This window comes from Streptomyces sp. ISL-100 (genome assembly GCF_018614615.1).
Lineage (GTDB): Bacteria > Actinomycetota > Actinomycetes > Streptomycetales > Streptomycetaceae > Streptomyces.
Window position 1 is genome coordinate 1 of sequence record NZ_JAGGOK010000028.1, and the last position, 25,792, is coordinate 25,792.

The 25,792-nt window shown below is 70.1% G+C and carries 24 protein-coding genes and 1 pseudogene; 10 read left to right on the forward strand and 15 right to left on the reverse strand.

Features of this window, described 5'->3' with window-relative positions; all coding sequences use genetic code 11:
- Positions 1-153: 153 nt before the first annotated feature.
- From J7E89_RS12530 to J7E89_RS12540, 3 genes and pseudogenes are all read right to left on the reverse strand, one after another.
- Positions 154-1,329: pseudogene (locus tag J7E89_RS12530) on the reverse strand (dipeptidase); the annotation flags it as partial.
- Positions 1,326-1,862 (reverse strand): 5-(carboxyamino)imidazole ribonucleotide mutase, encoded by a 537-nt coding sequence (gene purE, locus J7E89_RS12535; RefSeq protein WP_214972790.1) that lies wholly within the window; start codon positions 1,860-1,862, stop codon positions 1,326-1,328. The pseudogene J7E89_RS12530 and the gene purE, both read right to left, overlap by 4 nt.
- A complete protein-coding gene (locus J7E89_RS12540) occupies positions 1,859-2,977 on the reverse strand; it encodes a 5-(carboxyamino)imidazole ribonucleotide synthase (protein ID WP_251060466.1) in 1,119 nt (372 codons plus the stop codon). Before J7E89_RS12540 ends, purE begins: the two co-directional genes overlap by 4 nt.
- Before the next feature lie 202 nt (positions 2,978-3,179).
- On the opposite strand from J7E89_RS12540, the gene J7E89_RS12545 reads away from it, so the two are divergent.
- Complete coding sequence (locus J7E89_RS12545) at positions 3,180-3,698, forward strand: GtrA family protein (RefSeq protein ID WP_214972794.1); 519 nt, start codon at positions 3,180-3,182, stop codon at positions 3,696-3,698.
- 45 nt (positions 3,699-3,743) lie between these two features.
- Here the strand turns inward: J7E89_RS12545 and J7E89_RS12550 are convergent, their stop codons facing one another.
- Both J7E89_RS12550 and J7E89_RS12555 read right to left on the reverse strand, forming a co-directional pair.
- Positions 3,744-5,009: an ATP-binding protein gene (locus tag J7E89_RS12550; RefSeq protein ID WP_214972795.1), complete on the reverse strand. Its 1,266-nt coding sequence runs from the start codon at positions 5,007-5,009 to the stop codon at positions 3,744-3,746.
- Positions 5,010-5,024: 15 nt separating this feature from the next.
- Positions 5,025-5,702 (reverse strand): response regulator transcription factor, encoded by a 678-nt coding sequence (locus J7E89_RS12555; RefSeq protein ID WP_069928481.1) that lies wholly within the window; start codon positions 5,700-5,702, stop codon positions 5,025-5,027.
- Between the two features lie 393 nt (positions 5,703-6,095).
- On the opposite strand from J7E89_RS12555, the gene J7E89_RS12560 reads away from it, so the two are divergent.
- Positions 6,096-7,595: a peptide MFS transporter gene (locus J7E89_RS12560; RefSeq protein WP_214972798.1), complete on the forward strand. Its 1,500-nt coding sequence runs from the start codon at positions 6,096-6,098 to the stop codon at positions 7,593-7,595.
- Between the two features lie 104 nt (positions 7,596-7,699).
- On the opposite strand, the gene J7E89_RS12565 is transcribed toward J7E89_RS12560, so the two are convergent.
- The 6 genes from J7E89_RS12565 to J7E89_RS12590 form a co-directional block, all read right to left on the reverse strand.
- Positions 7,700-9,058, reverse strand: a complete 1,359-nt coding sequence (locus J7E89_RS12565; RefSeq protein ID WP_214972825.1) for a hypothetical protein — start codon at positions 9,056-9,058, stop codon at positions 7,700-7,702.
- Positions 9,059-9,072: 14 nt separating this feature from the next.
- A complete protein-coding gene (locus J7E89_RS12570; RefSeq protein ID WP_214972800.1) occupies positions 9,073-10,185 on the reverse strand; it encodes a hypothetical protein in 1,113 nt (370 codons plus the stop codon).
- Positions 10,182-11,096 carry a hypothetical protein gene (locus J7E89_RS12575; RefSeq protein ID WP_308315452.1) on the reverse strand — a complete coding sequence of 305 codons (915 nt, stop codon included), beginning with the start codon at positions 11,094-11,096 and terminating at the stop codon, positions 10,182-10,184. The genes J7E89_RS12570 and J7E89_RS12575 overlap by 4 nt, the downstream gene beginning before the upstream one ends.
- An 8-nt stretch (positions 11,097-11,104) precedes the next feature.
- Entirely contained in the window at positions 11,105-11,794 is a 690-nt protein-coding gene (locus tag J7E89_RS12580; RefSeq protein WP_214972802.1) for a peptidase, read from the reverse strand.
- Between the two features lie 163 nt (positions 11,795-11,957).
- Positions 11,958-12,449 carry an ATP-binding protein gene (locus J7E89_RS12585; RefSeq protein ID WP_214972803.1) on the reverse strand — a complete coding sequence of 164 codons (492 nt, stop codon included), beginning with the start codon at positions 12,447-12,449 and terminating at the stop codon, positions 11,958-11,960.
- A 195-nt stretch (positions 12,450-12,644) separates the two neighbouring features.
- Complete coding sequence (locus J7E89_RS12590) at positions 12,645-13,013, reverse strand: STAS domain-containing protein (RefSeq protein ID WP_214972804.1); 369 nt, start codon at positions 13,011-13,013, stop codon at positions 12,645-12,647.
- A gap of 251 nt (positions 13,014-13,264) precedes the next feature.
- Between J7E89_RS12590 and J7E89_RS12595 the strand changes: the two genes are divergently transcribed.
- The gene (locus J7E89_RS12595) at positions 13,265-14,209 is read left to right on the forward strand and encodes an RNA polymerase sigma factor SigF (protein WP_374196811.1); all 945 of its coding nucleotides are present in this window, start codon (positions 13,265-13,267) and stop codon (positions 14,207-14,209) included.
- Positions 14,210-14,297: 88 nt separating this feature from the next.
- On the opposite strand, the gene hutI is transcribed toward J7E89_RS12595, so the two are convergent.
- The 4 genes from hutI to hutU all read right to left on the reverse strand — a co-directional run bounded on the left by hutI (position 14,298) and on the right by hutU (position 19,905).
- Complete coding sequence (hutI, locus tag J7E89_RS12600) at positions 14,298-15,482, reverse strand: imidazolonepropionase (RefSeq protein ID WP_214972806.1); 1,185 nt, start codon at positions 15,480-15,482, stop codon at positions 14,298-14,300.
- 174 nt (positions 15,483-15,656) lie between these two features.
- The gene (locus tag J7E89_RS12605; RefSeq protein WP_214972807.1) at positions 15,657-16,991 is read right to left on the reverse strand and encodes a formimidoylglutamate deiminase; all 1,335 of its coding nucleotides are present in this window, start codon (positions 16,989-16,991) and stop codon (positions 15,657-15,659) included.
- Positions 16,982-18,181 (reverse strand): allantoate amidohydrolase, encoded by a 1,200-nt coding sequence (locus J7E89_RS12610; RefSeq protein ID WP_214972829.1) that lies wholly within the window; start codon positions 18,179-18,181, stop codon positions 16,982-16,984. Before J7E89_RS12610 ends, J7E89_RS12605 begins: the two co-directional genes overlap by 10 nt.
- A 65-nt stretch (positions 18,182-18,246) precedes the next feature.
- Positions 18,247-19,905, reverse strand: a complete 1,659-nt coding sequence (gene hutU, locus J7E89_RS12615; protein WP_214972808.1) for a urocanate hydratase — start codon at positions 19,903-19,905, stop codon at positions 18,247-18,249.
- A 130-nt stretch (positions 19,906-20,035) separates the two neighbouring features.
- On the opposite strand from hutU, the gene J7E89_RS12620 reads away from it, so the two are divergent.
- The 7 genes from J7E89_RS12620 (at position 20,036) to J7E89_RS12650 (ending at position 25,549) form a co-directional block, all read left to right on the forward strand.
- Positions 20,036-21,358: a diaminopimelate decarboxylase gene (locus tag J7E89_RS12620; RefSeq protein ID WP_251060464.1), complete on the forward strand. Its 1,323-nt coding sequence runs from the start codon at positions 20,036-20,038 to the stop codon at positions 21,356-21,358.
- A 67-nt stretch (positions 21,359-21,425) separates the two neighbouring features.
- A complete protein-coding gene (locus J7E89_RS12625) occupies positions 21,426-21,902 on the forward strand; it encodes an SRPBCC family protein (RefSeq protein ID WP_214972812.1) in 477 nt (158 codons plus the stop codon).
- 108 nt (positions 21,903-22,010) lie between these two features.
- Positions 22,011-23,381 carry an APC family permease gene (locus tag J7E89_RS12630; protein ID WP_214972814.1) on the forward strand — a complete coding sequence of 457 codons (1,371 nt, stop codon included), beginning with the start codon at positions 22,011-22,013 and terminating at the stop codon, positions 23,379-23,381.
- A 132-nt stretch (positions 23,382-23,513) separates the two neighbouring features.
- On the forward strand, positions 23,514-23,888 hold the full coding sequence (locus J7E89_RS12635) for a hypothetical protein (protein ID WP_214972817.1): 375 nt from the start codon (positions 23,514-23,516) through the stop codon (positions 23,886-23,888).
- Positions 23,885-24,646, forward strand: coding sequence for a transcriptional regulator (locus tag J7E89_RS12640; protein ID WP_214972819.1), 762 nt, complete (start codon positions 23,885-23,887; stop codon positions 24,644-24,646). The genes J7E89_RS12635 and J7E89_RS12640 overlap by 4 nt, the downstream gene beginning before the upstream one ends.
- 40 nt (positions 24,647-24,686) lie before the next feature.
- Positions 24,687-25,112 (forward strand): roadblock/LC7 domain-containing protein, encoded by a 426-nt coding sequence (locus J7E89_RS12645; protein ID WP_214972821.1) that lies wholly within the window; start codon positions 24,687-24,689, stop codon positions 25,110-25,112.
- Positions 25,113-25,174: 62 nt separating this feature from the next.
- Positions 25,175-25,549, forward strand: a complete 375-nt coding sequence (locus J7E89_RS12650; protein WP_214972823.1) for a hypothetical protein — start codon at positions 25,175-25,177, stop codon at positions 25,547-25,549.
- The last annotated feature ends 243 nt before the right edge of the window (positions 25,550-25,792 follow it).

The window sequence follows — 25,792 nt, forward strand, 5'->3', positions numbered from 1 at the left end:
CATTTTCAGTGCACTTCTAGAAGGCCGATGAAGATCTTGAAATCGCGCCCGGCTTGCACCGGTTCAGCCCGATTGACATTTACCGGCAATCCGGGGTGAGTCGGGCGGTCCGAGCAAGATCTTCAGGAGTCTTCTAGGCGTCCAGTTCCGGTATAGCGTCGCGTTCGACGGGGGGCGGTCGTGGAGGCCGGCTGCCACCGATTCCGCCTCGCGTAGGGCTCGTACCGCGTTGTGCCAGGTCAGTTTCGCTACGTCGGAGTCCGACCACGCGCGCCGCAGCAGTTCCGCGATCAGGTTCGGGTAGCCGGCCACGTCCTCCAGGCCGGCCGGGGTGAACGCCGTCCCGTCGTAGTCGCCGCCGATGCCGATGTGGTCGATGCCGGCGACCTCGCGCATGTGGTCGAGGTGGTCGGCGACCGTGGCCACCGTCGCGACCGGACGCGGGTTCGCGTCCTCGAAGGCGCGCTGGACCTTCATCGCCTCCCCCGTCATCGCCAGGTGGTGGAAGCCGTGCGCGCGCATGTTCTCGTCCGCGCGCCGCGTCCAGTCCACCGCCTCCGGCAGCACGAACTTCGGCACGAACGTCGCCATGGCGACGCCGCCGTTGGCGGGGAGGAGTTCGAGTACGTCGTCGGGGATGTTGCGCGGGTGGTCGCAGACCGCCCGGGCCGAGGAGTGGGAGAAGATCACCGGGGCCACGGAGGTGGCCAGAGCCGCTCGCATCGTCGTGGCCGCCACGTGGGACAGGTCCACCAGCATGCCTATGCGGTTCATTTCGCGGACGACCTCGTGGCCGAAGGGGGAGAGACCGCCCACCCCCGGCTCGTCCGTCGCCGAGTCCGCCCACGCGATGTTGTCGTTGTGGGTGAGGGTCATGTAGCGGACGCCCAGCGTGTGCAGGGCACGCAGAGTGGCCAGGGAGTTGTTGATCGAGTGGCCGCCCTCGGCGCCCATCAGGGAGGCGATCCGGCCCTCCCCCCTGGCCGACTCCATGTCGTCCGCCGTCAGGGCTCGCGCCAAGTCGTCCGGGTAGCGGGCCAGGAGCTGCGTCACGGCGTCGATCTGTTCCAGGGTGGCGCTGACCGCCTCGTCCCCGGCCAGGTCGGAGCGTACGTACACCGACCAGAACTGCGCGCCCACGCCGCCCGCGCGCAGGCGCGGGATGTCCGTGTGGAGGTGCGCGGACTGGTCGGTGGCGATGTCGCGGCGGCCGATGTCGTAGCGGACCTGCTCGCGCAGCGCCCACGGCAGGTCGTTGTGGCCGTCTACCACCGGGCGCGCGGCCAGCAGTTCGCGGGCTCGGGACAGTTCCCGGGACGGTTCGTTCACTTGCCGAAGCCGAACGCGTCCGAGCCCTGCGCCTTCGCGCGCAGCCGCTTGCCCTTCTCCGTCGCCTGGTCGTTCAGCTCCTGCTGGAACTCCCGCATGCGGGAGAGGAGGTCGCTGTCGTGCGTGGCCAGGATGCGCGCCGCCAGCAGGCCCGCGTTCCTCGCGCCCGCCACCGAGACCGTGGCCACCGGCACGCCCGCCGGCATCTGGACGATGGAGAGGAGCGAGTCCATGCCGTCGAGGTATTTGAGAGGGACCGGTACGCCGATGACCGGCAGCGGGGTCACCGACGCCAGCATGCCCGGGAGGTGGGCCGCGCCGCCCGCGCCCGCGATGATCACCTTGAGGCCGCGGGCGTCCGCGTCCTCGCCGTACGTGATCATCTCGCGCGGCATCCGGTGCGCCGAGACGACGTCGACCTCGTACGGGATCGAGAACTCGTCCAGCGCTTTGGCCGCCGCCTCCATGACGGGCCAGTCGGAGTCCGAGCCCATCACGATGCCGACTACGGGGGCTGCAGCAGGGGTCGTCATTCGGTGATCGTTCCTCGCAGGTAGCCGGCGGCATGACGGGCGCGCTCCAGCGCGTCGTCGAGGTCGTCGCCGTAGGTGTTGACGTGGCCGACCTTGCGGCCGGGCTTCACGTCCTTTCCGTACATGTGGATCTTGAGCTGCGGGTCGCGCGCCATGCAGTGCAGGTACGCCTGGTACATGTCCGGGTAGTCGCCGCCGAGGACGTTCGCCATGACCGTCCACTTGGCGCGCGGGCGCGGGTCACCGAGGGGGAGATCGAGGACGGCTCGGACGTGATTCGCGAATTGGGACGTGATCGCACCGTCCTGGGTCCAGTGGCCCGAGTTGTGCGGGCGCATCGCCAGTTCGTTGACGAGGATGCGGCCGTCCGTTGTTTCGAAGAGTTCCACGGCGAGGTGGCCGACCACTCCGAGCTCGCCCGCGATGCGCAGCGCCAGTGCCTGGGCCTGGCCGCCGAGCTCTTCGGAGAGGCCGGGCGCCGGGGCGATCACGGTGTCGCACACGCCGTCGACCTGCTGCGACTCGACGACCGGGTAGGCGACGGCCTGGCCGTGCGGGGAGCGGACGATGTTCGCCGCCAGTTCCCGCACGAAGTCGACCTTCTCCTCCGCGAGGACCGGGACGCCGGCCTTGAAGGGCTCCTCGGCGTCCTTCTCGCTGCGTACGAACCAGACGCCCTTGCCGTCGTATCCGCCGCGCACGGTTTTGAGGATCACCGGGAAGCCGCCGGTCTCGGCAGCGAACGCGACCGCGTCCGCCGGGTCGCTCACGATGCGGTGGCGCGGGCAAGGCGCTCCGATTTGCGTGAGCTTCGCTCGCATTACGCCCTTGTCCTGGGCGTTCACCAGTGCGTCGGGCCCCGGCCGGACGGGGATGCCGTCCGCTTCCAGGGCCCGCAGGTGCTCGGTCGGGACATGCTCGTGATCGAAGGTGATCACATCGCAGCCGCGCGCGAAAGCGCGCAGCGTGTCCAGATCGCGGTAGTCGCCTATGACGACATCGCTGACGACCTGGGCCGCCGAGTCCTGGGGGGTGTCACTGAGGAGCTTGAATCTGATGCCGAGGGGGATACCCGCCTCGTGGGTCATACGGGCGAGCTGACCGCCACCGACCATGCCGACTACGGGGAACGTCACGCCTCCAGGGTATCCGCAGGCCCGCGGCCCCTTGTCCGCGCGTTCCGCGCGCTCTCCGTCACAGCCCCGCCACACCTCGATGGCGCCCGCAGGCATCTGCCGTGGGCGCCTGGTTAGCATGGCTGGGTTGACGACATGACCGATCGTTGACGACATCGACCGAAACGGGGCTGCGATCACCATGAGTGGACGGGACGGCGGCCCCTTGCGAAGGCGCCTGGAACAGATCGGGCGCGAGTTCGCGAAGTTCGGAGCGGTCGGTGGACTGGGGCTGCTGGTGGACCTCGGCGTCTTCAACCTGGTGCGCCACCTCACGGACCTCCCCGTCGTCCGGGCGAGCATCGTGGCCACCGTCGTCGCGATCGGCTTCAACTACCTGGGCTTCCGCTACTTCACCTACCGGGAGCGCGACAAGAACCGCAGGACCAGGGAGCTCACGCTCTTCCTGCTGTTCAGTGCGATCGGCCTGGTGATCCAGAGCGGTGTGCTGTACGCCGCGACGTACGGCTTCGGCTGGGACAGCCCGCTGCAGAGCAACCTCTTCAAGTTCCTCGGTATCGGCATCGCGACCGTCTTCCGGTTCTGGTCGTACCGCACCTGGGTCTTCCAGAAGCTGCCGGGCGTCGGCGGTGACGCCGTCGAGACGGCGGAGTCCTTCCTGGACGACCCGCGGGACACCCGGATCGACCGCGTCACTTAGCGAAGGCACTTAGCGAAGGCACTTAGCGAAGGCACTTAGCGAAGGTCATCTGACCGTCGGCTCGGGCTCCTGCTTCGGGCGCGCCACCCTGCTCAGGAAGAGCGCGAACACCGGCGGCTGCTGCTGAAGCATTTCCAGCCTGCCGCCGTCGGCCTCGGCCAGGTCGCGCGCCACGGCCAGGCCGATCCCGGTCGAGTTACGGCCGCTGATGCTGCGCTCGAAGATCCGCGCGCCCAGTTCCGCGGGTACGCCCGGCCCCTCGTCGGTCACCTCGATGACGGCCTGATTGCCGGTGACGCGGGTGCGCAGGGCGACCGTACCGCCACCGTGCATCAGCGAATTCTCGATCAGCGCGGCCAGCACCTGAGCGACCGCGCCCGGTGTGCCGACCGCCCGCAGGCCCTGCTTGCCGGAGTGGACGATGGCGCGGCCCGCGCTGCGGTACGCCGGGCGCCACTCCTCGATCTGCTGCTTGACGACCTCGTCGAGGTCGAAGGCCACGGCGGAGCCGGTGCGCGGGTCGCGTGAATTGGTGAGCAGCCGCTGTACGACGTCGGTGAGCCGCTCCACCTGCGTCAGCGCGATCGTCGCCTCCTCCTTCACCGTGTCCAGGTCCTCGGTGAGGGTGATCTCCTCCAGCCGCATCGAGAGCGCGGTCAGCGGCGTACGGAGCTGGTGGGAGGCGTCGGCGGCGAGCCGGCGCTCGGCGGTGAGCATCCGGCCGATGCGCTCGGCGCTGGAGTCGAGTACGTCGGCGACCCGGTCGAGTTCCGGCACGCCGTACCGCTTGTGGCGGGGCCGTGGGTCGCCCGAGCCGAGGCGTTCGGCGGTTTCGGCGAGGTCAGTGAGCGGGGAGGCGAGCCGGTTCGCCTGGCGTACGGCGAGGAGGACCGCGGCGATCACGGCGAGCAGCGCCACCGCCCCGATGATCATGAGCGTACGGCCGACTTCGTCGGTGACGGTGGAGCGGGACTCCTGGACGGTGACCTTCTCGCCCGACTCGCTTCGCGCGACGCCCGTGATGAGGCTGCCCTCGGGGCGCTCGCCGATCTCGATGGGAGCGCGGCCCGGGATCTCGATACGGGCGTACCGCTCGGGGTGGATCTGCTCCTCCAGCACACCCGGGTTGACGCTCTCCTCACCGAGGATGCGGCTCTCCACGACGCTGATCAGGCGCAGCGCCTCGGAGTCGACGCTCTCCTGGGCGCTGTTGCTGATGGTGCGCGTCTCGACGAGGACGAGGGAGACGCCGAAGACGGCGATGACGACGAGCACCACGGCGAGCGTGGAGTTGATCAGGCGGCGGCGCATGGCTGTGTGTGTACGTCAGCTCTTCTCGAAGCGGAAGCCGACGCCCCGCACGGTGGCGATGTAGCGCGGGTTGGCGGCGTCGTCGCCCAGCTTCTTGCGGAGCCACGAGATGTGCATGTCGAGGGTCTTGGTCGACGACCACCAGGTCGTGTCCCAGACCTCGCGCATCAGCTGGTCGCGGGTGACGACCCGGCCGGCGTCCCGGACGAGGACCCGCAGCAGGTCGAACTCCTTCGCCGTGAGCTGGAGTTCCTCCTCACCCATCCAGGCGCGGTGCGACTCGACGTCGATCCGTACGCCGTGGGTGGCGGGCGCGGGGGCGGGCTCGCTGGCGCCGCGCCGCAGAAGGGCCCGTACGCGGGCGAGGAGCTCGGCGAGACGGAACGGCTTGGTGACGTAGTCGTCGGCGCCGGCGTCGAGGCCTACGACGGTGTCCACCTCGTCGGCGCGGGCGGTCAGCACCAGGATCGGGATGGCGTGGCCCTCGGCGCGCAGCCGGCGGGCGACCTCGAGGCCGTCCATGCCGGGCAGTCCCAGGTCCAGTACGACGAGGTCGACGCCGCCCTGGAGACCGGCGTCCAGCGCGGACGGGCCGTCCTCGCGCACCTCGACCTCGTAGCCCTCCCGGCGCAGGGCACGGGCCAGCGGCTCCGAGATGGATGCGTCGTCCTCGGCCAGCAGTACACGGGTCATGGGGTGATGGTAGTCGGCGTGAGGTACGGGGAGTGGTCGATCGCCGAGTGATCGTTCTGTCCTGCGGCTGTGGGATGCGATCCTGGTATCGACCTTCGAATCAGGCCCGTTGGTTCCGGGCCGCCCTGTGATCCATCTCTCAAGTCCTTCCATATGCACCAGTGTCGTGCCGTATGGTGGCGAGTCGTCTGTAGCAGGACCGAGAGGCCTTTGGTTGGCGAAACACACCAAAGGGCTCTTTTCTGTGCGGGATTGGCATCGCCGGCCATGGCCGCGCCTGCCCGGACAGTGAATGACCTGTCGGCCGGGCCGTTGCGTGCCGTCGGCCACCCCCCACACCGGGCGCGCACCCGCTCACGAGGCGGACGCGTCCCGAGCGAGCAAGGATCCACCATGGCGTCCAGCCTGACGAAGGACTCGGCCAGTACTCCTGGCGTCGAGAGGACCTTCCTCGGCCACCCCCGCGGCTTGGCCAACCTGTTCATGACCGAGATGTGGGAGCGCTACAGCTATTACGGCATGCGCGCCCTGCTCGTGCTCTACCTGTCGGCCGCGGTGGCCGACGGCGGCCTCGGCTTCGACGCGGGCACCGCCATCGCCATCTACTCCGTGTACAACGCGATGGTCTACCTGCTCGCCCTGCCGGGCGGCTGGTTCGGCGACCGTGTCTGGGGCGCCCGCAAGACCGTGGCGGTCTCGGGCACGATCATCATGATCGGCCACTTCCTGCTGGCGCTGCCGACGGTGGTGTCGTTCTTCATCGGCCTGGCGTTCATCGCCGCCGGTTCCGGTCTCCTCAAGGCCAACATCTCGACGATGGTCGGCCACCTGTACCGGGACAAGAATGACCCGCGCCGTGACGGTGGCTTCACGATCTTCTACATGGGCATCAACCTCGGTGCCTTCGTCGCCCCGCTGACCATCGGCTGGGTCGGCCAGAAGGTCAACTGGCACTACGGCTTCGCCATGGCCGGTGTCGGCATGGCCATCGGCCTCGCCTTCTACTTCCTCGGCTTCCGCAACCTGGCGCCCGAGTCGAGTGAGGTGCCGGCGCCGCTGTCCGACGCGGACCGCGTCGGGATCATCCGCAAGGCCCTGATCTGGCTGGCCGTCGCAGGCGTCGCGTACACCCTCGTCGGTCTCAGCGGCCAGTTCACCATCGACTGGGTCCTGTGGCCGCTGACCATCCTCGGTCTGGTCCTGCCCGCGTTCTACATCATCCGCATCAAGCGCGACAGCGACCTGAGCGCCGTCGAGCGGTCGCGGGTGTCGGCGTACGTCTGGTTCTTCGTGGCCGCCGCCGCCTTCTGGGGCATCTACGACCAGACCGGCTCGACGCTGACCCTGTTCGCCAAGGACAACACCGCCAGCTCGATGCTCGGCTTCGCCTTCCCGGAGAGCTGGTTCCAGTCGCTGAACCCGCTGTACGTGATGGCGCTCGCGCCGGTCTTCGCCTGGCTGTGGGTGGCGCTCTCCCGCCGTTCGAAGGAGCCGAGCACCCTCACCAAGTTCGCCTTCGGCCTGGTCATGATCGGCGCCTCGTTCTTCGTGATGATGCTGGCCCAGACGGCGTCCTCGGGCGACGTCAAGGTCACCCCGCTGTGGCTGTGCTCGGTCTACCTGATCCAGACCGTCGGTGAGCTCACCCTCTCCCCGGTCGGCCTGTCGCTGACGACGAAGCTGGCCCCGGCCAAGTACGCGTCCCAGATGATGGGTGTCTGGTTCCTCGCCGTGACCGCGGGATCCTCGGTGATCGCCCTGCTCCAGCTGGTCGGCGCGCCGACCGACACCGGGTGGTGGTTCGCCAGCCAGGGCGCCATCGCGATGCTCGGCGGGTTCGCGATCTTCATGTACCGGAAGAAGGTGCAGCCGCTCATGGGTGGCGTGCACTGACCCGTACGTACGTACGCGTACTACGAAGGGCCGCCGCACCGGATTCGTCCGGTGCGGCGGCCCTTCGCCGTTGTGCGCCGTCGTACGCCGCTGTACGCCGCCGGTCAGCGCTTCAGCAGTCGCCACGGCGTGAACGTGAACACCGCGCCGCCGAGCAGGATCACCGTGCCCGCGACGAGGCCGAGGGCGCGCAGGCCGCCGCTGTCGGCGGCGCCGGTGTCGGCGAGGCCGCCGCCGGAGTCGGTGCCGCCGCCGGTGGTCGCTGTGCTGCCGGTGGTGGAGCCGCCTGCCGAGCCGCCGGTGGAACCCCCGGTGGAACCGCCGCCCGCCGCGCCGCCCGGCTGGGCAGCGGTGTCGAGCTCAAGGGAGACCTCCGCCTTGCCCTTGACGGTGCAGGGGATGGTGATCTTCTGGCCGCCCAGGGTTACCTCGATCGTGAGAGTGCCCGGGCTGAGCGTGGACTTGCCGCCGGCACCCGGCTTGTACGTCCCTGTCATGTCCGGCAGGTCCACCGGCTTGCCCTGTTCGAGTGGGTCCTTGTTGGCGGGTCCGGTCACGGGGACGGTGCCCTTGTCGGCGCCGCCGACCGGGATCGCCATGGACGGTTTGAGTGCGCCGGCCGGGAGTGCGGCCGGGCTGTCCATGACGCCCTTGGCGGTCTTGACAACCAGGTCGTAACTGCCGCCGTTTTTCTTGGCGTTGATGGTCACCTTGGAATTGATGCTCGCCGGGCCCGGCGACTTGCACTCGAAGGCGACGGTGACTTCCTTGCCGGGGAAGTCGCTCTGCCCGCCGCCGCCACCGCCGGACGTGGTGCCGCCGCCGGACGTCGTAGTGCCGCCGGACGTGGTGCCACCGGAGGCCGTGCTGCCGCCTGACGAGGTACCGCCCGTATCTCCGCCGCCGGACGTGGTGCCGCCTGTCGTACCGCCGCCGCCCGCCGAGACCTTGATGGTCGCGGCGGCCTTGACCGTCTCCTTCGGCGCGCACTTGGTGTCCGTCGACATCGGCTTGCTGACGTTGATGTTGTACGCGTCGGGCGTCAGCGTGATCTCGCCCGCCTTCTCCAGCTTCAGCTTGCCCTTCATGTCCGGCAGCACCATCGGGCTGTTCTTGGGAATCGGCGGGTTCTGCCGCGGCCCCTCCATCTTGAGGTCCCCGGTCGCCGCTCCGGCCACCTTGATGGTCCCGGTCGGCTTGACGGTGTCCTTCTCCAGGTCGATGACGTCGGGGTTCTTGGAAGCGGCCTCCACCGTCTTCCACACCACCTCGACCTCGTCGCCCACCTTGGCCTCCGCGGGTGCGGTGATCTGCACCTTCGTGGTGCCCTGTACGGGCGGCATGCCGGAGATGGGCGGGGGTATGCACTCGGTCTTGAACGAGACTTCGGCTGCTTGCGCGGGACTCGCCGCGAGCAGGATTCCCGCGCCGCCGAGTATCAGCGCGACGCCGGCCGCGCTCATCCTCCGTTGCGTGGTCACGAATTTCCCTTCGTCGTCGGACTGTTCTGGGACTGGGGCTGAGACGGTGCGGAGATCGGGGTGTGCGGACCCGGCGCGTTGTCCGGGGTGAACCACGGCAGGGCCGGGGCGCCTCTGGCCTCTGCTCGTGGTGTACGGGTTCGGTCCGCGAGGCGCGCCGGGCGGTGGCGGCCCGGCGTACGCGGCCGGACCGGCCGGATGGGCCGGACCTTGTCGACGACCGCCATACCGATACGGAACACCGCCGCCGGGACGACGACGCACAGCAGGACCCAGAAGAGCGTGACGCCCCACGGCCGCCCCACGCCCCACGGCTGCTCGGCCAGTACCTTCTGCCCGTACTTGAGAGAGACGAGGTAGTCGCCGTGCGCGCCGGCCGACAGCTGGACGTCCAAGGCGACGCGGGCCTTCTTGCCGGGCTGGATGGTGCCCCGCCACTGGCGTTCCTCCCACTGCGGGGCGAAGACGCCGTGCGAGGTGCCGATCTCGAAGACGGGATCCTTTACCGGGTCGGAGCCGAGATTGCCGACGGTGACGACGAGTCTGCGGGTCTGCGGGGCGCCGAACCAGGTCAGTACGGAGCCCGAACCGTCGAGCCGGGCGGCCGCGAGCACGGCGAGTTTTCCGCCCTGGCCGGGCTGCGGGAGCGGTGCGACGGGGTGGCCGGCGACCTTGAACCCGGCGTCCGCTGCGGCCGGTTCGTTGCCGGTGACCGTCGCGACGTGCACCACGCACGGGCAGGGCTTGGGCGGCTCGGCCACCGGCATCTTCTTGCGGAAGGCGCCTTTGGCGTCGGTGGTCACGGCGCGGCCGTCGGAGTTCGCGCAGGAGTTGGTGCCACCGATCACACCTCTGCCGGGGGCGGACTGGCCGCAGATCAGCATCATGAGGAGCGTTTTGGGCCGCCACCCTGTCCCGCTGACGGTGATGTCCCCGCCCTTGCCGGCCTCCTGCCGGGAGAGCGTGACCTCGGGCGGCCGGTCCGCGCTGGCGTCGGCACTGGCGACGGGGAGAAGAACCAGCGCCACCACCAGGCCAAGCAGCAACGCGACGGCCCACGGGCCGCGGGCGGGGGTGGGTTCGGGGCAGTCGGGGTTGGCGGGGGTCACGTGGTTGCTCCTGCCTGCGCCAAGTGCCGTTCGGGGTTCGTCGGGGGGCCCGTGGGCGTCGTTGGTGGGGGTCGGCGACGGCGTACTCGCCATACCGACCCTGCCCCGGCGGCCAGTACCAGCAGCGCCGTGCCCGTCACCGTGCCCCAGGCCACGAACGGCGCGGACGCCGTCGCCTCGCCGTGTGCGCCGCCTGCCGCCGTCGCGGTGAGGCGTACGGTCACCGAGTCGAGGGCTGGGGCGCCGGGCCAGGGTTCGGTGCGTTCCACGCGTTCGCCGGGGGCGAGGCGCTCCGGCAGGGTGCGGGGCGCGCGGTGCAGAAGCTCGCTGCCGACCAGGCCTTCGGCGCGGACGGCCAGGCGCGGGGTGAGGGTGGTGTTGCCTCGGTTGACCAGCGCGTATTCGATGACCGCGCCGTCGCCGTGCGAGCGGACCGTCACGTCCTCGACCGTCAGCGCCGCCAGCTTCGGGCCGCTGACGCGCAGGTGGACGCGTACGTCCGTCTCGTGGCCCGCGCCCGAGGCGACGATCGCGCCGGGGTGGTCACCGGGCGCCGCGCCCGGCGGCACGGTCACAGTGAACGGGACCTCCGCGCGGGTGCGCGGCGGGATCTTCACCTCGGGGGTGGCGAGCACGATCCATGCCCCGGCGCCCTCGCCCGAGCCGCGCAGCCCGACCGTGCGGGGCTTGCTGCCCGGGTTGGTCAGGGCCAGCGTGTCCTCGAAGACCGTGCCGGCCACGCCCTCCAGGTAGAAGTACGGTCTGCCGTCGCCGCTCGGGGCCGCCTTCCACGGTGGCCCCCCGTCCGCCACGGCGGCGGACGGCGGCAGCACGGCAGCGGCGCACAGCAGCACCACGGCCGCGGCGGCAAGGCGGCGGCCGGCGTGACGGACGCTGCGCGGCGGCTGCACGGGCGGCTTCAGCCCGTGGGCCGCTGGCCGCGCCGGGTCAGCCACAACGCCCCGGCCGCCCCGGTCAGCAGGACCGTACCGCCGAGCGTGCCGAGCGCCAGTGCGGAGTCCAGCGGGCCCGTCTTCGGCAGCTCCCCGGGGCTGCCGCCGGACGCGTTCTGCGACGTATCGCCCGAGGAGTCACCGCCGCCCGCGCCCTTGACGTCGAGTTCGAGCGACGGCTTGGGGTTGTTGGAGGGGGTGCAGGTGGTGGTCGTACCGAGCGCCTTGATGGTCAGGACGGACGCCGTGAAGGTGACCTTGCCGGTCTTGGCAGGAGTGTACGCACCCGTCAAGTCGCTGATTTTAATGGGGGTGTTGGCGGGGATGGCCGCCGGGTTCGGCGGGCCCGACACCGGCACGGTGCCACTGTCCGCGCCGCCCAGTTTGATGACGGCGCTCGGCTTCATCGCCCCCTTGCCCAGTTCCACGGGGCTGGACGAGACGCCCTTCTGGAAGGACATGGTGAGCTTGTACGCACTGCCGCTCTTGACGGCCTTGATGTCGATCGGGGAGACGGCCCCCTTGTTCCCGATCGGCGTCTTGCACTGGTAGTTGACGTCCACGACGTCGGCATGGGCCGCGGGGGCGGCCAGCAGCACCACCGAGCCCGCAACCGCCGCCGCCAGCGCGAGAGTTGTCCGCTTCTGGTACGACACCTCGAGTCCCCTTATGCCGGAAGTCAAGTTACTGACGACACATCAGATTGGGCGTCAAGGTACGCCTGAGGCCTTGCGGGGGGAAGAGAAAGTGCACGCCGGATAGGCGTGCACTTGAATGACCGCGAACCGCCGGTAACCCTTGGGGGAACCGTGCGGTGGACTACGCCGGAGCGGCGAGTTCCGCCCAGACCGTCTTGCCGGCGGACTCCTGGGTCCGCTCGACCCCCCAGTCCAGGCACAGCCGCTGCACGATGAACATGCCGTGGCCGCCGGGCCGCCCGGCCCGGTGCGGCGTACGCGGGGCAGGCTGGCCGGCCCCACGGTCGACGACCTCGAGGCGCAGCACTTTGCCGTCGCACGTGACGCGCAGCTCTTCGGGCCCCTCGGCGTGCAGGCAGGCGTTGGTGACCAGCTCGGAGACGACGAGCAGGACGTCCTCGGCAGCGGCCCGCCGGTCGGCCGACGAAGCGGGGAGCCAGCCCCAGTCGTACAGCGCCTGGCGGGTGAAGTCGCGAGCGAGCGGCACTATGCCGCTGGCACTGGTCAGCGCCAGGGAACGCCCCTGGCCGGCGGCGGACACGGCAGAGGCAGAGCCGTGGCTCGCCGACTCCGGGCCGAGGTCGCCCGACTGAGGCTGCCGGGTGGTGCTCATCAGCGCTTCACCTCACCGATTCGCCAATTCATCAATTCATCGCTGCAAGGACGGCGGGGGCATTCAGAGCCCCCTGGGGTCGACAGGGTCAGAGACCTCCTGCCCGGCCGAACGGTGAGAACACCCACTTTTTCGGTACGGACGTGTGACGCAGGTAACCAAACCGGTCAGCAGGAGGTGCCACTGAGGCGGAATTCACTCTTCCAAAGCGGCTTCGAGTGACTCATGGACAGTGAAGACGGCCTCGGCCCCGGTGATCTCGAAGACCCTGGCCACTACTGGCTGCATCCCGGCCAGGTGGACCCCTCCCCCGGCCGCTTCGGCCTTGAGGCGAGCACCGAGCAGCACATTGAGCCCGGTGGAATCACAGAACTCGAGCGCCGAACAGTCGATGACCAGGCGCGCACGCCCGGCTTCAAGGGCATTTTCCAGAGGTTCACGGAGCAGCTCGGCGGTGTGGTGATCGAGCTCACCTGCCGGCGTGACAATCTCACTCTGACCCTCGGTCCGAACTGCGACCCGGAGCCGACCCCGGTTCGCGCTGCCGACCGTCCCGCGCTCCATGTCCGTCTCGTCCCTCTTCGCAGTCGTGACTGTCATTGACGTGCCAGAACACTACGCCTTCTCCACTTCGATCGGTACCCGAAGACCCCTTCAATACTACTCAATTCGGACATAAGGGACTTGCAAGTGCCGGTCAAGAGCGGGTAGGCCTAGTAAGGACACAACCAACACGACCGGCTTTGGAGGCGCCGCACATCGCACGCAGACGTATCGGCATCGGCAGCCATATGCCGAGAACGATGGAGGAGACCATGTCACCCCGGCTCGACGAAACGCGTACGCTCTCCGCGCTCCCTGTTCTTCCCGCGCAGCAGACCGCGCCGTCGACACCCCCGCACGCCCCGCCCGCCCTGCCCGCCCTCTCGGAGCAGATCGAGACCGGACCCGAGGGCCTCGAAGGCCTCCCGGCGATTCCCCCGTACGACGAGGTGGGGCCGCTGGACGCCAGGGCCCTGTCGAAGACGCTCTTCGGGCGCCTCGAAACCCTCGAAGAGGGAACGCACGAGTACGCGTACGTACGCAACACACTCGTCGAACTGAACCTGGCTCTGGTCAAGTTCGCCGCTTCCCGGTTCCGCTCCCGCAGCGAACCGATGGAGGACATCATCCAGGTCGGCACCATCGGCCTGATCAAGGCGATCGACCGCTTCGAACTCAGCCGTGGCGTCGAGTTCCCCACCTTCGCGATGCCGACGATCGTCGGCGAGATCAAGCGCTTCTTCCGTGACACGTCCTGGTCGGTCCGCGTCCCGCGCCGCCTCCAGGAACTGCGCCTGGACCTCGCGAAGGCCGGTGACGAGCTCGCCCAGCAGCTCGACCGCGCCCCGACGGTTGGCGAACTCGCGAAGCGCCTCGACCTCAGCAACGAAGAGGTCGTCGAGGGCATGGCCGCGAGCAACGCCTACACCGCGAGCTCGCTGGACGCCCAGCCCGAGGAGGACGACTCCGAGGGCGCGCTGGCCGACCGGATCGGCTACGAGGACCACGGGCTCGAAGGCATCGAGTACGTCGAGTCCCTGAAGCCGCTGATCGCCGAACTCCCTTCGCGGGACCGGAAGATCCTCTCGCTGCGCTTCGTCGCGAACATGACGCAGTCGGAGATCGGCGACGAGCTCGGCATCTCGCAGATGCACGTGTCGCGCCTGCTGTCGCGCACGCTGAACAAGCTGCGCAAGGGCCTGACGCTGGAGGAGTAATACCTCGGCGTACGCCGTGAACAAAGTGTGTGAGTGAGGGTCTGCCCCAGGCGCTATCCGGGGCAGGCCCTCCTCTACGTTCTGGCGCCTACCCGGCGTGTCCCGTCGTACGCACACCCTTTTGCCAGACCTCGGAGACGAGGGGCACGCCGGGGCGGTAGGCAAGGTGTACGTGGGACGGGGCGTCGAGGAGGGCCAGGTCGGCCCGGGCGCCGGCGGTGATGCGGCCGATGTCCGTACGGCGCAGGGCTGCCGCGCCGCCCGCTGTGGCCGACCAGATGGCTTCGTCCGGGGTCATCCCCATGTCGCGTACGGCGAGTGCGATGCAGAAGGGCATGGAGGACGTGAATGACGAGCCCGGGTTGCAGTCCGTGGACAGCGCCACGGTCGCGCCCGCGTCGATGAGCCTGCGGGCGTCCGGCCAGGCGGCGCGGGTGGAGAACTCGGCGCCGGGGAGGAGAGTGGCGACGGTGTTGCTGCTCGCGAGGGCGTCCACGTCGGCGTCGGTGAGGTGGGTGCAGTGGTCGGCGCTCGCCGCGTCGAGCTCGGCGGCGAGCTGGACGCCGGGGCCGTAGCTGAGCTGGTTGGCGTGGATGCGGGGGTGCAGGCCCTTCGCCTTGCCGGCGGTGAGGATGGCGCGGGCCTGGTCGCCGTCGAAGGCGCCCTTCTCACAGAAGACGTCGATCCAGCGGGCGTGAGGGGTGCAGGCGTCGAGCATTTCGCCGGTGACGAGTTCGACGTACGCGGCCGGGTCGTCGGCGTAGTCGGGGGAGACGATGTGGGCGCCGAGGTAGGTGACCTCGTCTGTGTGGGCCGCTGCTATGCGGAGGGCGCGGGCCTCGTCGTGGGTCGTCAGGCCGTAGCCGGATTTCGTCTCGAAGGTGGTCGTGCCCTGGCGCAGGGCCTCGCGGAGGTAGTGCGTGAGGTTCGCTTCGAGCGCCTCGTCGGTGGCGGCGCGGGTGGCGGCGACGGTGGTGCGGATGCCGCCGGCGGAGTAGGCGCGGCCGGACATGCGGGCGTTGAACTCGTCGGTGCGGTCGCCGGCGAAGACGAGGTGGGAGTGCGAGTCGACGAAGCCGGGGATGGCGGCGCGGCCGTGGGCGTCGTACGCGGTGTCGGCCGGCGGCGCGTCCTTGGCCTTGCCGGCCCAGGCGATGCGGTCGCCGTCGATCAGGACAGCTGCGTCTTGGATCAGGCCGAGGGGGGAGCCGGTGCCCTGGGTGGGGTCGTTGGTGACGAGGCTGCCGATGTTGGTGATGAGGGTGGTGGTCACGGGGTCCTCTCTTGGGAGCGGTGCGGTGGGGTGCGCGGGGCGGGGCGGGGCGGGGCGGGGCAGCCGCTGCGCGGGGCTTTCCCCGACCCGCCCCTTCCCGAACTGGGGGCAAGCCCCCAGACCCCCGTGACGCCCTCCGGGCGTGTCCTCAAACGCCGGACGGGCTGGATCCCGTTATCTGTAGACGGCGGTGATCGCCTTGGCCAGGGCCTGGGGGACGTCCGGGATCATGGTGTGGGCGCCGTCCTTCACGATGTGTCGGCCCGCCACAATGGTGTGCCGTACGTCGCATGCCGACGCCGCGAACACCGCCGTCTCCCCGCCCAGCCTCGGCAACGGACCCGCCGTACGGACCGAGTCCAGGGCGATCGTCGTGAGGTCCGCCAGCGCACCCTGCTCGATCACCCCCGCGTCCCGCCAGCCCAGCGCCTCGTGCCCGTCGGCCGACGCCGCGCGGAGCAGGGACGCCGCCGTCCAGTGGCCCCGCGTCCGTGAGCGCAGGCGTTCGTTCAGCTCCATTGCCCGCGCCTCCTCCAGCATGTCGATCACCGCGTGGCTGTCGCTGCCCAGGGAGAGGGTGGAGCCCGCCTTCTGGAGGCGGGTCGCCGGGCCGATGCCGTCCGCCAGGTCGCGTTCCGTCGTCGGGCACATGCAGGTGCCGGTGGAGGTGCTGCCCAGGAGGGCGATGTCCTCGTCCGTCAGGTGGGTGTTGTGGACGCCCGTCGTACGCGGCCCCAGGACGCCGTGGTCCGCCAGCAGCCGGGTCGGCGTACAGCCGTGCGTGGCCAGGCACGCGTCGTTCTCGGCGGTCTGCTCGGACAGGTGCACGTGCAGCGGCGTCACACGGGCCTGCGCCCACGCCGCCACCGTCGCCAGCTGGTCCGCCGGTACGGCCCGTACCGAGTGGATCGCCGCGCCGATACGAGCGTGATCGCGGTCCTTCAGCAGTGACGCCCGCTCCGCCCACGCGTCCGCCGTGCCGTCGGAGAACCGCTGCTGCTGGCGGTTCGGCGGCGTACCGAAGCCCGACGCGAGGTAGGCCGTGTCCAGGAGCGTGATGCGGATGCCGGCCGCGTCGGCGGCCGCGATCAGGGCCTCGCCCATGGTGTTCGGGTCGGAGTAGGGCGTACCACCGGGCGCGTGGTGCAGGTAGTGGAACTCGCCCACCGCGGTGACCCCCGCCAGCGCCATCTCGGCGTACACCGCCTTCGCCAGGTCGAAGTACGTCTCGGGCGTCAGGCGGGAGGCGACGCCGTACATCACCTCCCGCCAGGTCCAGAACGTGCCCGAGCCGACCTGCACCGTCGAGCGCAGCGCCCGGTGGAAGGCGTGCGAGTGGGTGTTCGCGAAGCCCGGCAGGGTCAGGCCCCGCAGGACCGTGGCGCCGGGCGGCGGGGCCGGGACGTCCTTGCGGACGGTTGTGATGCGGCCGTCCGCCACGTCCAGGACCACGCCCGGCTCGACGAAGGTGTGCAGCCAGGCGTGCTCCAGCCAGTAGGTCACGTGCACGCGAGCCCCTCCAGTACGTCGGCGAGTGCGATGACCCCCGCGACGCAGTCGTCCTCGCCGGCGTACTCGGCCGGGGAGTGCGAGATACCCGTGGGGTTCCGTACGAACAGCATGGCGGTCGGGACCGAAGCGGACAAAATACCCGCGTCGTGTCCCGCGCCCGTGCCGAGGACGGGAATGTCGCCGTGACCGCTCTGAAGGAGCTTCGCCAGTTCGTCGCGCAGTGCGTGCTCGAACTCCACCACCGGGGTGAAGGACTCCTGCGTGATGCGCAGGTCGATGCCGGAGCGGGTGGCGTTCTCGCGGGCCGCCTGCTCGATGCCTGCGATGACCTGGTCGAGAGTTGCCTGGTCAGCGGCGCGCGAGTCGAGCCAGCCGCGTACCAGGGACGGGATCGCGTTGACACCGTTCGGCTCGACGGCGACTTTCGCGAAGGTCGCGAGGGCGCCTGCGAGCCGCGCCTCGCGCCGGGCGGCGACGACCGTCTCGGCGTACGTCAGCATCGGGTCGCGGCGGTCCTCCAGACGGGTGGTGCCCGCGTGATTGGCCTCGCCGTGGAAGTCGAACCGCCAGCGGCCGTGCGGCCAGATGGCGGATGCGATGCCGACGGGGTCGCCGGTGAGGTCCAGGGCTCGGCCCTGTTCCACGTGCAGCTCGATGAACGCGCCGATACGGGAGAGGCGGTCCGGGTCCGGGCCGATGGTGGCCGGGTCGTATCCGGCTGACTCCATGGCCTGCGGGAGGCTGATTCCGTCCGCGTCACGGAGCTCGTGGGCCTTGGCGGCCGTGAGCTGCCCGGCCGCCAGGCGGGAGCCCACGCAGGCCAGGCCGAAGCGGGCACCCTCCTCGTCACCGAAGTTGGTGATGGCCAGCGGCTTGGTGAATTCCACTCCCCTGTGGCGGAGTTCGTCGAGCGCGGCGAAGGACGACACGACGCCGAGCGGGCCGTCGAACGCGCCGCCGTCCGGGACGGAGTCGAGGTGGGAGCCTGTGACGACCGCGTCCCCGGCGAGGGGGTCGCCCTGCCAGGCCCACTGGTTGCCGTTGCGGTCCAGCTCGTAGGTCAGGCCCCGGGATTCGGCCTGGGCCTTGAACCAGGCGCGGCAGTCCTGGTCGGCCGCCGTCCAGGCGTAACGGCGGTATCCGCCGGAGGTGGCGTTACGGCCGATCGGCTTGAGGTCCGCCCACATCTCGTGGAACGAGGTGGAGGAGGCCCCTGTTGTGTCCGGCGGGCCGTCGGTGGGCGCCACGGAGGTCACTCGCCCTCCCGCATCGGGATCCGTACGCCCTGCTCGTCCGCCGTCTTCTCCGCGATGTCGTATCCCGCGTCCACGTGCCGGATGACGCCCATGCCCGGGTCGTTCGTCAGTACGCGGCGGATCTTCTCGCCCGCGAGCTTCGTGCCGTCCGCCACCGAGACCTGGCCCGCGTGGATGGAGCGGCCCATGCCGACGCCGCCGCCGTGGTGGATGGAGACCCAGGACGCGCCGGAGGCGACGTTGACCATGGCGTTGAGCAGCGGCCAGTCGGCGATCGCGTCGGAGCCGTCGAGCATGGCCTCGGTCTCGCGGTAGGGCGAGGCGACGGAGCCGCAGTCGAGGTGGTCGCGGCCGATGGCCAGCGGGGCGGCGAGGGTTCCGTCGCCGACCATGTCGTTGAACAGGGCGCCCGCCTTGTCGCGCTCGCCCTGGCCGAGCCAGCAGATACGGGCCGGCAGGCCCTGGAAGTGGACGCGCTCGCCGGCCATCTTGATCCAGCGGTGCAGGGACTCGTTCTCCGGGAAGAGGTCGAGCAGCGCCTTGTCCGTCTTGTGGATGTCCGACGCCTCGCCGGACAGCGCCGCCCAGCGGAACGGGCCCTTGCCCTCGCAGAAGAGCGGACGGATGTACGCCGGTACGAAGCCGGGGAAGTCGAAGGCGCGGGAGTATCCGGCCAGCTGGGCCTCGCCGCGGATGGAGTTGCCGTAGTCGAAGACCTCGGCGCCGGCGTCCATGAAGCCGACCATGGCCTCGACGTGCTTGGCCATGGACTCGCGGGCGCGCAGGGTGAAGTCGGCGGGCTTCTCGGCGGCGTACGACGCCATGTCGTCGAAGTCGACGCCGATGGGGAGGTACGCGAGGGGGTCGTGGGCGCTGGTCTGGTCGGTCACGATGTCGATGGGCGCGCCCTCGGCGAGCATGCGCGGGAGCAGTTCGGCCGCGTTGCCGAGGAGGCCGATGGACAGGGGCTTGCGGGCGTCGCGGGCCTCGACGGCGAGCTGGAGGGCGTGCTCCAGGCTGTTGGCCTTGACGTCGAGGTAGCGGTGCTCGATGCGGCGCTCGATGGCGCGCGGGTCGACGTCGATGCAGATCGCGACGCCGTCGTTCATGGTCACGGCCAGCGGCTGGGCGCCGCCCATGCCGCCGAGGCCGGCGGTGAGGGTGATGGTGCCGGCGAGGGTGTTGTTGAACTTCTTCGCCGCTACGGCCGCGAAGGTCTCGTACGTGCCCTGGAGGATGCCCTGGGTGCCGATGTAGATCCACGACCCGGCGGTCATCTGGCCGTACATGGTCAGGCCCAGCGCCTCCAGGCGGCGGAACTCCTCCCAGTTCGCCCAGTCGCCGACCAGGTTGGAGTTGGCGATGAGCACACGCGGCGCCCATTCGTGGGTCTGCATGACGCCGACCGGGCGCCCGGACTGGACGAGCATCGTCTCGTCCTGCTTCAGGGTCTTGAGGGTGCGCACCATCGCGTCGAACGAGCGCCAGTCCCGCGCCGCCTTGCCCGTGCCTCCGTAGACGACGAGCTTGTCCGGGTGCTCTGCGACCTCGGGGTCGAGGTTGTTCTGGAGCATGCGCAGGGCGGCTTCCTGCTGCCATCCCAGGGCGCTCAGCTCCGTACCGCGCGGCGCCCGTACGGGTCGGGGTCCTGACATGGTGTGCCTCCTCGCGACTACTGCATTGGGGTCTATTCACATCCTGGCTTGATGAATAGAGCTAGTCAATACACTCGGCCGCCTGCGCCCGGTCCGAGTGGGTGGTTGGCTGGAACACATGCCTTCGGACATGAGTGCGCCCCAGCGGCGCGAGCAGGCCGTACGCGCCGCGGTCGAGCAGGGCATCGTCGGCCCCGCCACCCCCATCGCCGGTCTCCTCGACGTCACCGCCATCCGCGCCTCGGCCGCCGCCCTGCGCGCCGCGTTCGACGCCGTAACCCCGCCCGGCACGCCGGTCCTGCATGCGTTCGCCGTCAAGGCGACGCCGCTGGTCCCGGTCCTGCGGCTGCTGTACGAGCACGCCGCCATCGGCGCCGAGGTCGCGAGCCCCGGCGAGCTGGCCCTGGCCCGCGCCGCCGGCGTACACCCGGCGCACACCGTGCTGGACTCCCCCGCCAAAACCCCCGCCGAGCTGCGCGAAGCCCTGGCAGCCGGCATCGCGGTCAACGCCGACAACCGCCAGGAGCTGGCGCGCATCGACGTACTGGTCGGACTGGCCCCGACCACCTCCCCCATCGGCCTGCGCGTCAACCCGCAGATCGGCGGCGGCTCCATCGGCGCGCTCTCCACCGCCACCGCGACCTCGAAGTTCGGCGTGGCGCTGCGCGATCCCGGTGCCCGCGAATGGGTCGTACGCGCGTACCTCGACCGGCCGTGGATGACCCGGCTGCACACCCATTCGGGTTCGCAGGGCCTGCCCCTGAAGCTGATGGCCCGGGGCGTGGCGGCGGCGTACGACCTCGCCGAGGAGATCAACGCGGCTGCGGGCCAGCAGCAGATCGACACCGTCGACATCGGCGGCGGCCTCCCGGTCAACTTCACCTCCGACGCCGAGACTCCGACGTACGCCGACTACGCCCGACTCCTCAAGCAGCAGGTCCCGGGCCTGCTGGACGGGCGCTACGGCCTGGTCACCGAGTTCGGCCGCTCACTGCTCGCCAAGCACGGCACCGTCGTCGCCCGCGTCGAGTACGCGAAGAGGGCCGGGGACCGGCCGATCGCCGTCACCCACGCGGGCGTCCAGATCGCGACCCGGACGGTGTACGCCCCCGAGTCCTGGCCGCTGCGCATCGCGGCGTACGACGCGAAGGGCCTGCCCAAGCCGGGCCCGCCGGTCGCGCAGGACGTGGCGGGCCCCGCGTGCTTCGCGGGCGACCTGCTCGCCGAGAACCGGCTGCTGCCGCTCCTGGACCAGGGCGACTACGCGGCTGTGCTGGACACCGGCGCGTACTACATGGCCGCGCACTACGCCTACAACAGCCTTGCCAGGGCCGGGATCCACGGCTTCACCGCCACTCCTGACGGGGTCCGCTTCAGCGTCGTACGGCCGCCGCAGACGCTCGCCGAGATCGTCGCGGAGTCCGGCGGGACACACCCGGACGCGCTGCTGTAGTCCGTCCGCTGATCCATCGGTTAGTCGTCGGGCGGCGATTGTCAGACCTGGCTGGTTCCATGAGTCCATGGCAAACAAGAGCGTGGTCGTCGAGCGGCGGATCTCGGCCGGCGCGGACCGGGTCTGGCGCGCCCTGACCGACCTGGAAGGCATGCCGCGCGTGCTGAGCGGCGTGGAGAGGGTGGAGATCCTGGAGCGGTCACCGGCAGACCCGTTCGGTGTCGGCACCCGCTGGCGCGAGACCCGCCGGATGCTGGGCAAACAGGCCACCGAGGAGATGTATGTGACGGCGAGCGAGCCGCCGGTGCGCTATGTGGTGGAGGCCGACTCGCAAGGCGCGCACTACGTGTCGGAGTTCGTCCTGCGCGCCGACGGGCCCGACGCGACGGCCGTGCGGATGACGTTCTCCGCCGTCCCGCCCGCCGGAGTGGCGGGGCTGCTGGCCAAGGTCCTCGGGGGCCTGGGCGCGCGAGCGGTGAGCAAGGCGATCACCAGGGACCTGGACGATGTGGCGGCCGCCGTGGAGGACGCCGGCCGCGGCTGACCGGAGTACGGGCGCGGAACGGGCACGAACAGATGCGAACGGACGCGCGGGCATCACTCGCGTTCCACCGGGCAGAAAGTCCCCCACACCGACACCGGGGGAGGTCCCATGACCACCAGTTCCGAAGTGCCCGGATCGCCAGGAGCATCCGAAGCAGTCGACGACACACCGCTCAAACGCGCGCTCGGCCCCAAGCTGCTGATCCTGTTCGTGATCGGCGACATCCTCGGCACCGGCATCTACGCCACCACCGGCAAAGTGGCGGGGAAGGTCGGCGGCGCGCTGTGGCTGCCGTTCGCCATAGGTTTCGTCGTGGCACTGCTGACGGCGGCGTCGTACGTCGAACTCGTCGGCAAGTATCCGAAGGCCGCCGGCGCCGCGCTCTACACGCAGAAGGCTTTCAAGGTCCCCTTCTTCACTTTCATCATCGCCTTCATGGTGATGTGCTCGGGCCTGTCGTCCGCGAGCGCGGCCGCCCGAGCGTTCAGCGGCGACTATCTGGCGGAGTTCACGGACGCCGTGCCGCCGACGCTCGTCGCGATCCTGTTCATCGTCGCGCTCGCCGCGCTGAATCTGCGCGGCGTGTCGGAGTCGGTGAAGACGAATGTGGTGCTGACGCTCGTCGAGGTGACGGGGCTCGCGATCATCCTCACGATCGGTGCGTACGCCGTCTTCTCGGGCGAGGGCGAGCCCGCGCGGCTCGGCGAGTTCCAGGCGTCCGGTACGGGTTATGCCCTGCTCACGAGCGTCCTCGGCGCCACCGCGCTCGGCTTCTTCGCCTTCGTCGGCTTCGAGGACTCCGTCAACATGGCGGAGGAGACGAAGAATCCGCAACGCACCTTCCCCAAGGCCATCTTCATCGGCGTCGCGGTCACCGGCACCATCTACGTCCTGGTCGCGCTGGTCTCGTCGCTGCTCGTCGACTACACGACGCTGCAGAAATCGAGCGGGCCACTGCTTGAGGTCGTGAAGGCGGGCGGGGTCGACTTCCCGCCCAAACTCTTCGCCCTGATCGCGCTGTTCGCCGTGACCAACTCGGCGCTGATCAACATCATGATGGCCTCACGGCTCTGTTACGGCATGGCGAACGAACGCATCCTGCCGCGCGGCATGGGCCGGGTCCTTTCCCGCCGCCGTACGCCCGTCGTCGGCATCGTGTTCGTGTCGCTGCTCGCGATCGGTCTGGTGTCGACCGGCGAGATCGAGGGGCTGGGCGACACGACGGCGTTCCTGCTGCTGTGCGTGTTCGCCGTGGTCAATGTCGCGGTGCTGGTCCTGCGCAGGGACCGCGTGGCGCACCAGCATTTCCGTACGCCGACGGCCCTGCCGGTGCTCGGCGCGATCACCGCCCTGATCCTCGCCAGCCCGCTGGCCGACCGGCCGGCGGACGTGTACATCCGCGCAGGCGTCCTACTTTTGATCGGAATCGGTCTTTGGGCGATCAATAAAGCAGTAATGAAGGCACGAGGCGAAAGCTAGCTGGCATGTGCACGTAGAAAATGCCAGAACCACCTGCCTGCGCTCCTCCCTTTACGTAATCTCCTCGTCACTGCCACAGAACACGTGTCCGGCAGTCCGCATCCGTGTGCCACACCGGAAGGGGGGTTCCGCATGCCCGGAATCGACGAATGTCTACTCGCGGCGATGGCTCTGCCCGGCGCTCTCGGAGCCTCCCTGGTGGACTGGACGAGCGGGCTCGCGCTGGGTACGGAAGGGGAGTCGCCGAACGGTGACCACGAGGCCACCGCGGCGGAGACCGCGGAACTGGCCCGGATGGCCGCCGAACAGCGGGCGTTCTCCCCCAAGGGGCTGCCCGTCGAGGACGTCATCATCACCACGCCGAGCGGCTACCACCTGCTGCGTTTCGTCGAGACCGCCTTCGACAGCAGCGTCTTCCTGCACCTGTGGCTCGACCGCGAGCACGGCAATCTGGCGCTGGCCCGATTACGCCTGAGCAGCCTCGCCGAGCGGCTGGTTCTGGGATGACCGGGACCGTGTCCCCGATGCTGGACCGGCTGGCCGCCGAGCGCGCCACCGGCGCCCTGTTGCGGGACCACGGGACCCTGTACCTCGTCGACGGCCAGGTCGTGCACGCCGAGAGCCCTGCCGCGCCCGGCATCGACGTACTGCTGACCTCGACCGGGCGGCTGCCCGCCGAGGACTGGCAGGAGGCCGTCGACCGGGCGGGCACCCGAGGCCGGGTCGGGCGCTTCCTCGTCGACAGCGGCCGGCTGGCCGGCGGCGAGCTCGAACTGTGCCATCTGAGCGCGTTGTTCGACGCCGCCTTCTTCGCGCTCGCTCCCGGCAGCGGCCCGACCCGCTTCCGGTACGGCGCGGCCCACTGGATAGGCGCCATACGCCCGGTCTCCGCCGCTGTGGTGGAGCGCGAGTCACGGCGGCGCAGGCAGCTGCTGGACGAGCTCTGGCCGTACCCGGACACCGACACCGCACCCGTCGTACGCCGCACCACCCCGTCGGGGCAGCCCGTCACCCGCAGGCAGCGCGCCGTCCTCGACCTGGCGGACGGTGAACGCACCCCGGGGGACATCGCCCGGGCCCTGGGCCGGCCGGCCTTCCACACGCTGATCGACGTACGCAGGCTCGCGGCGGCGGGGACGGTCGCCACGCCCCGCGACACGCCGCCGCCCCCGCCTCCCGTGCCCGCCTGGGTCGCGCGGGTCGCCGACGACCCGGACACCGCCCTGTTGCGCCGGCTCCGCGACGCCCTGGAGGCAAATCTGTGATGTCCCGGACCGTCGGCGCGGCCCTCTCCACCCCGACCTCATGAGGCGCGCCCTGAGACAACGCGCGGAAAGGAGAAAGATGATGGCGGCCGAACCCGAAGTGCTCGACGAGCTGAGGCAGTTGAAAGCCAGGGTTCCCCAGCTGACCGGCGCGCTCGCGGCAAGCGTCGACGGCCTCGTACTGGCCCAGGACACCACGGCCGTGGAGCCCGAGGGGGTGGCGGCGCTCACCGCCGCGGCGCTCGGCGTCGCCGTGCGGCTGACGGACGCCACCGGCCGGGGCGCCTTCCGCGAACTGCTGGTGCGCGGCGACGACGGCTACGTGGCCACCTACGCGGCGGGTTCCTCCGCCGTCCTGACGCTCCTCGCCGGGCCGCGCGTCAACGTGGGCCGGCTCCACCTTGAGGCCCGCCGGGCCAGTGTCCGCATCGGCGCCCTGGTCGACAGCGCCCGGGAGAACGCATGACCGTACCGAAACGCACGACAACAGCCAGGAACACCACCGGACGAAAAGGAAGTGCGAGCCCCATGGCCAACACCGAAACCGCGCTCAAGGAAGCGATGACCAGCATCGAGGGAACCCTCGGTGTCGCCCTGGTCGACTACACGAGCGGCATGGCGCTGGGCACCCTCGGCGGCAGCAAGGATCTCGACCTGACAGTGGCCGCGGCGGGCAACACCGATGTGGTGCGCGCCAAGGTACGAACCATGGAACACCTGGGCCTCAAGGACGAGATCGAGGACATCCTGATCACGCTCGGCGGCCAGTACCACCTGATCCGGCTCCTCAAGGGGCGCGGCGCCAACGGGCTGTTCCTCTACCTGGCGCTGGACAAGGCCCGGGCGAATCTGGCGATGGCCCGCCACCAGATGCGGAAGATCGAGGCCGAACTGGACGTGTGACGGCGTCGCTGTCTGGCCCCAGCCCCCAGACGACACAGACGCCCTGCGGGCGTGTCCTCAATCGCCGGACAGGCTGAACGGAAAATCCACCTGTGGCTGGGCAGGCGGCAGCATCCGGTCCGCTTGCGGACCGGATGTCGGTGGGGTGGGGCGGTCAGGCTGATGTCGGGGTGAGGGCGACCTGGTGGCCGAGGGCCTGGAGCTGGCGGACGAGGTCGCGGGTCTTGCGGGCGGGGTCGATAT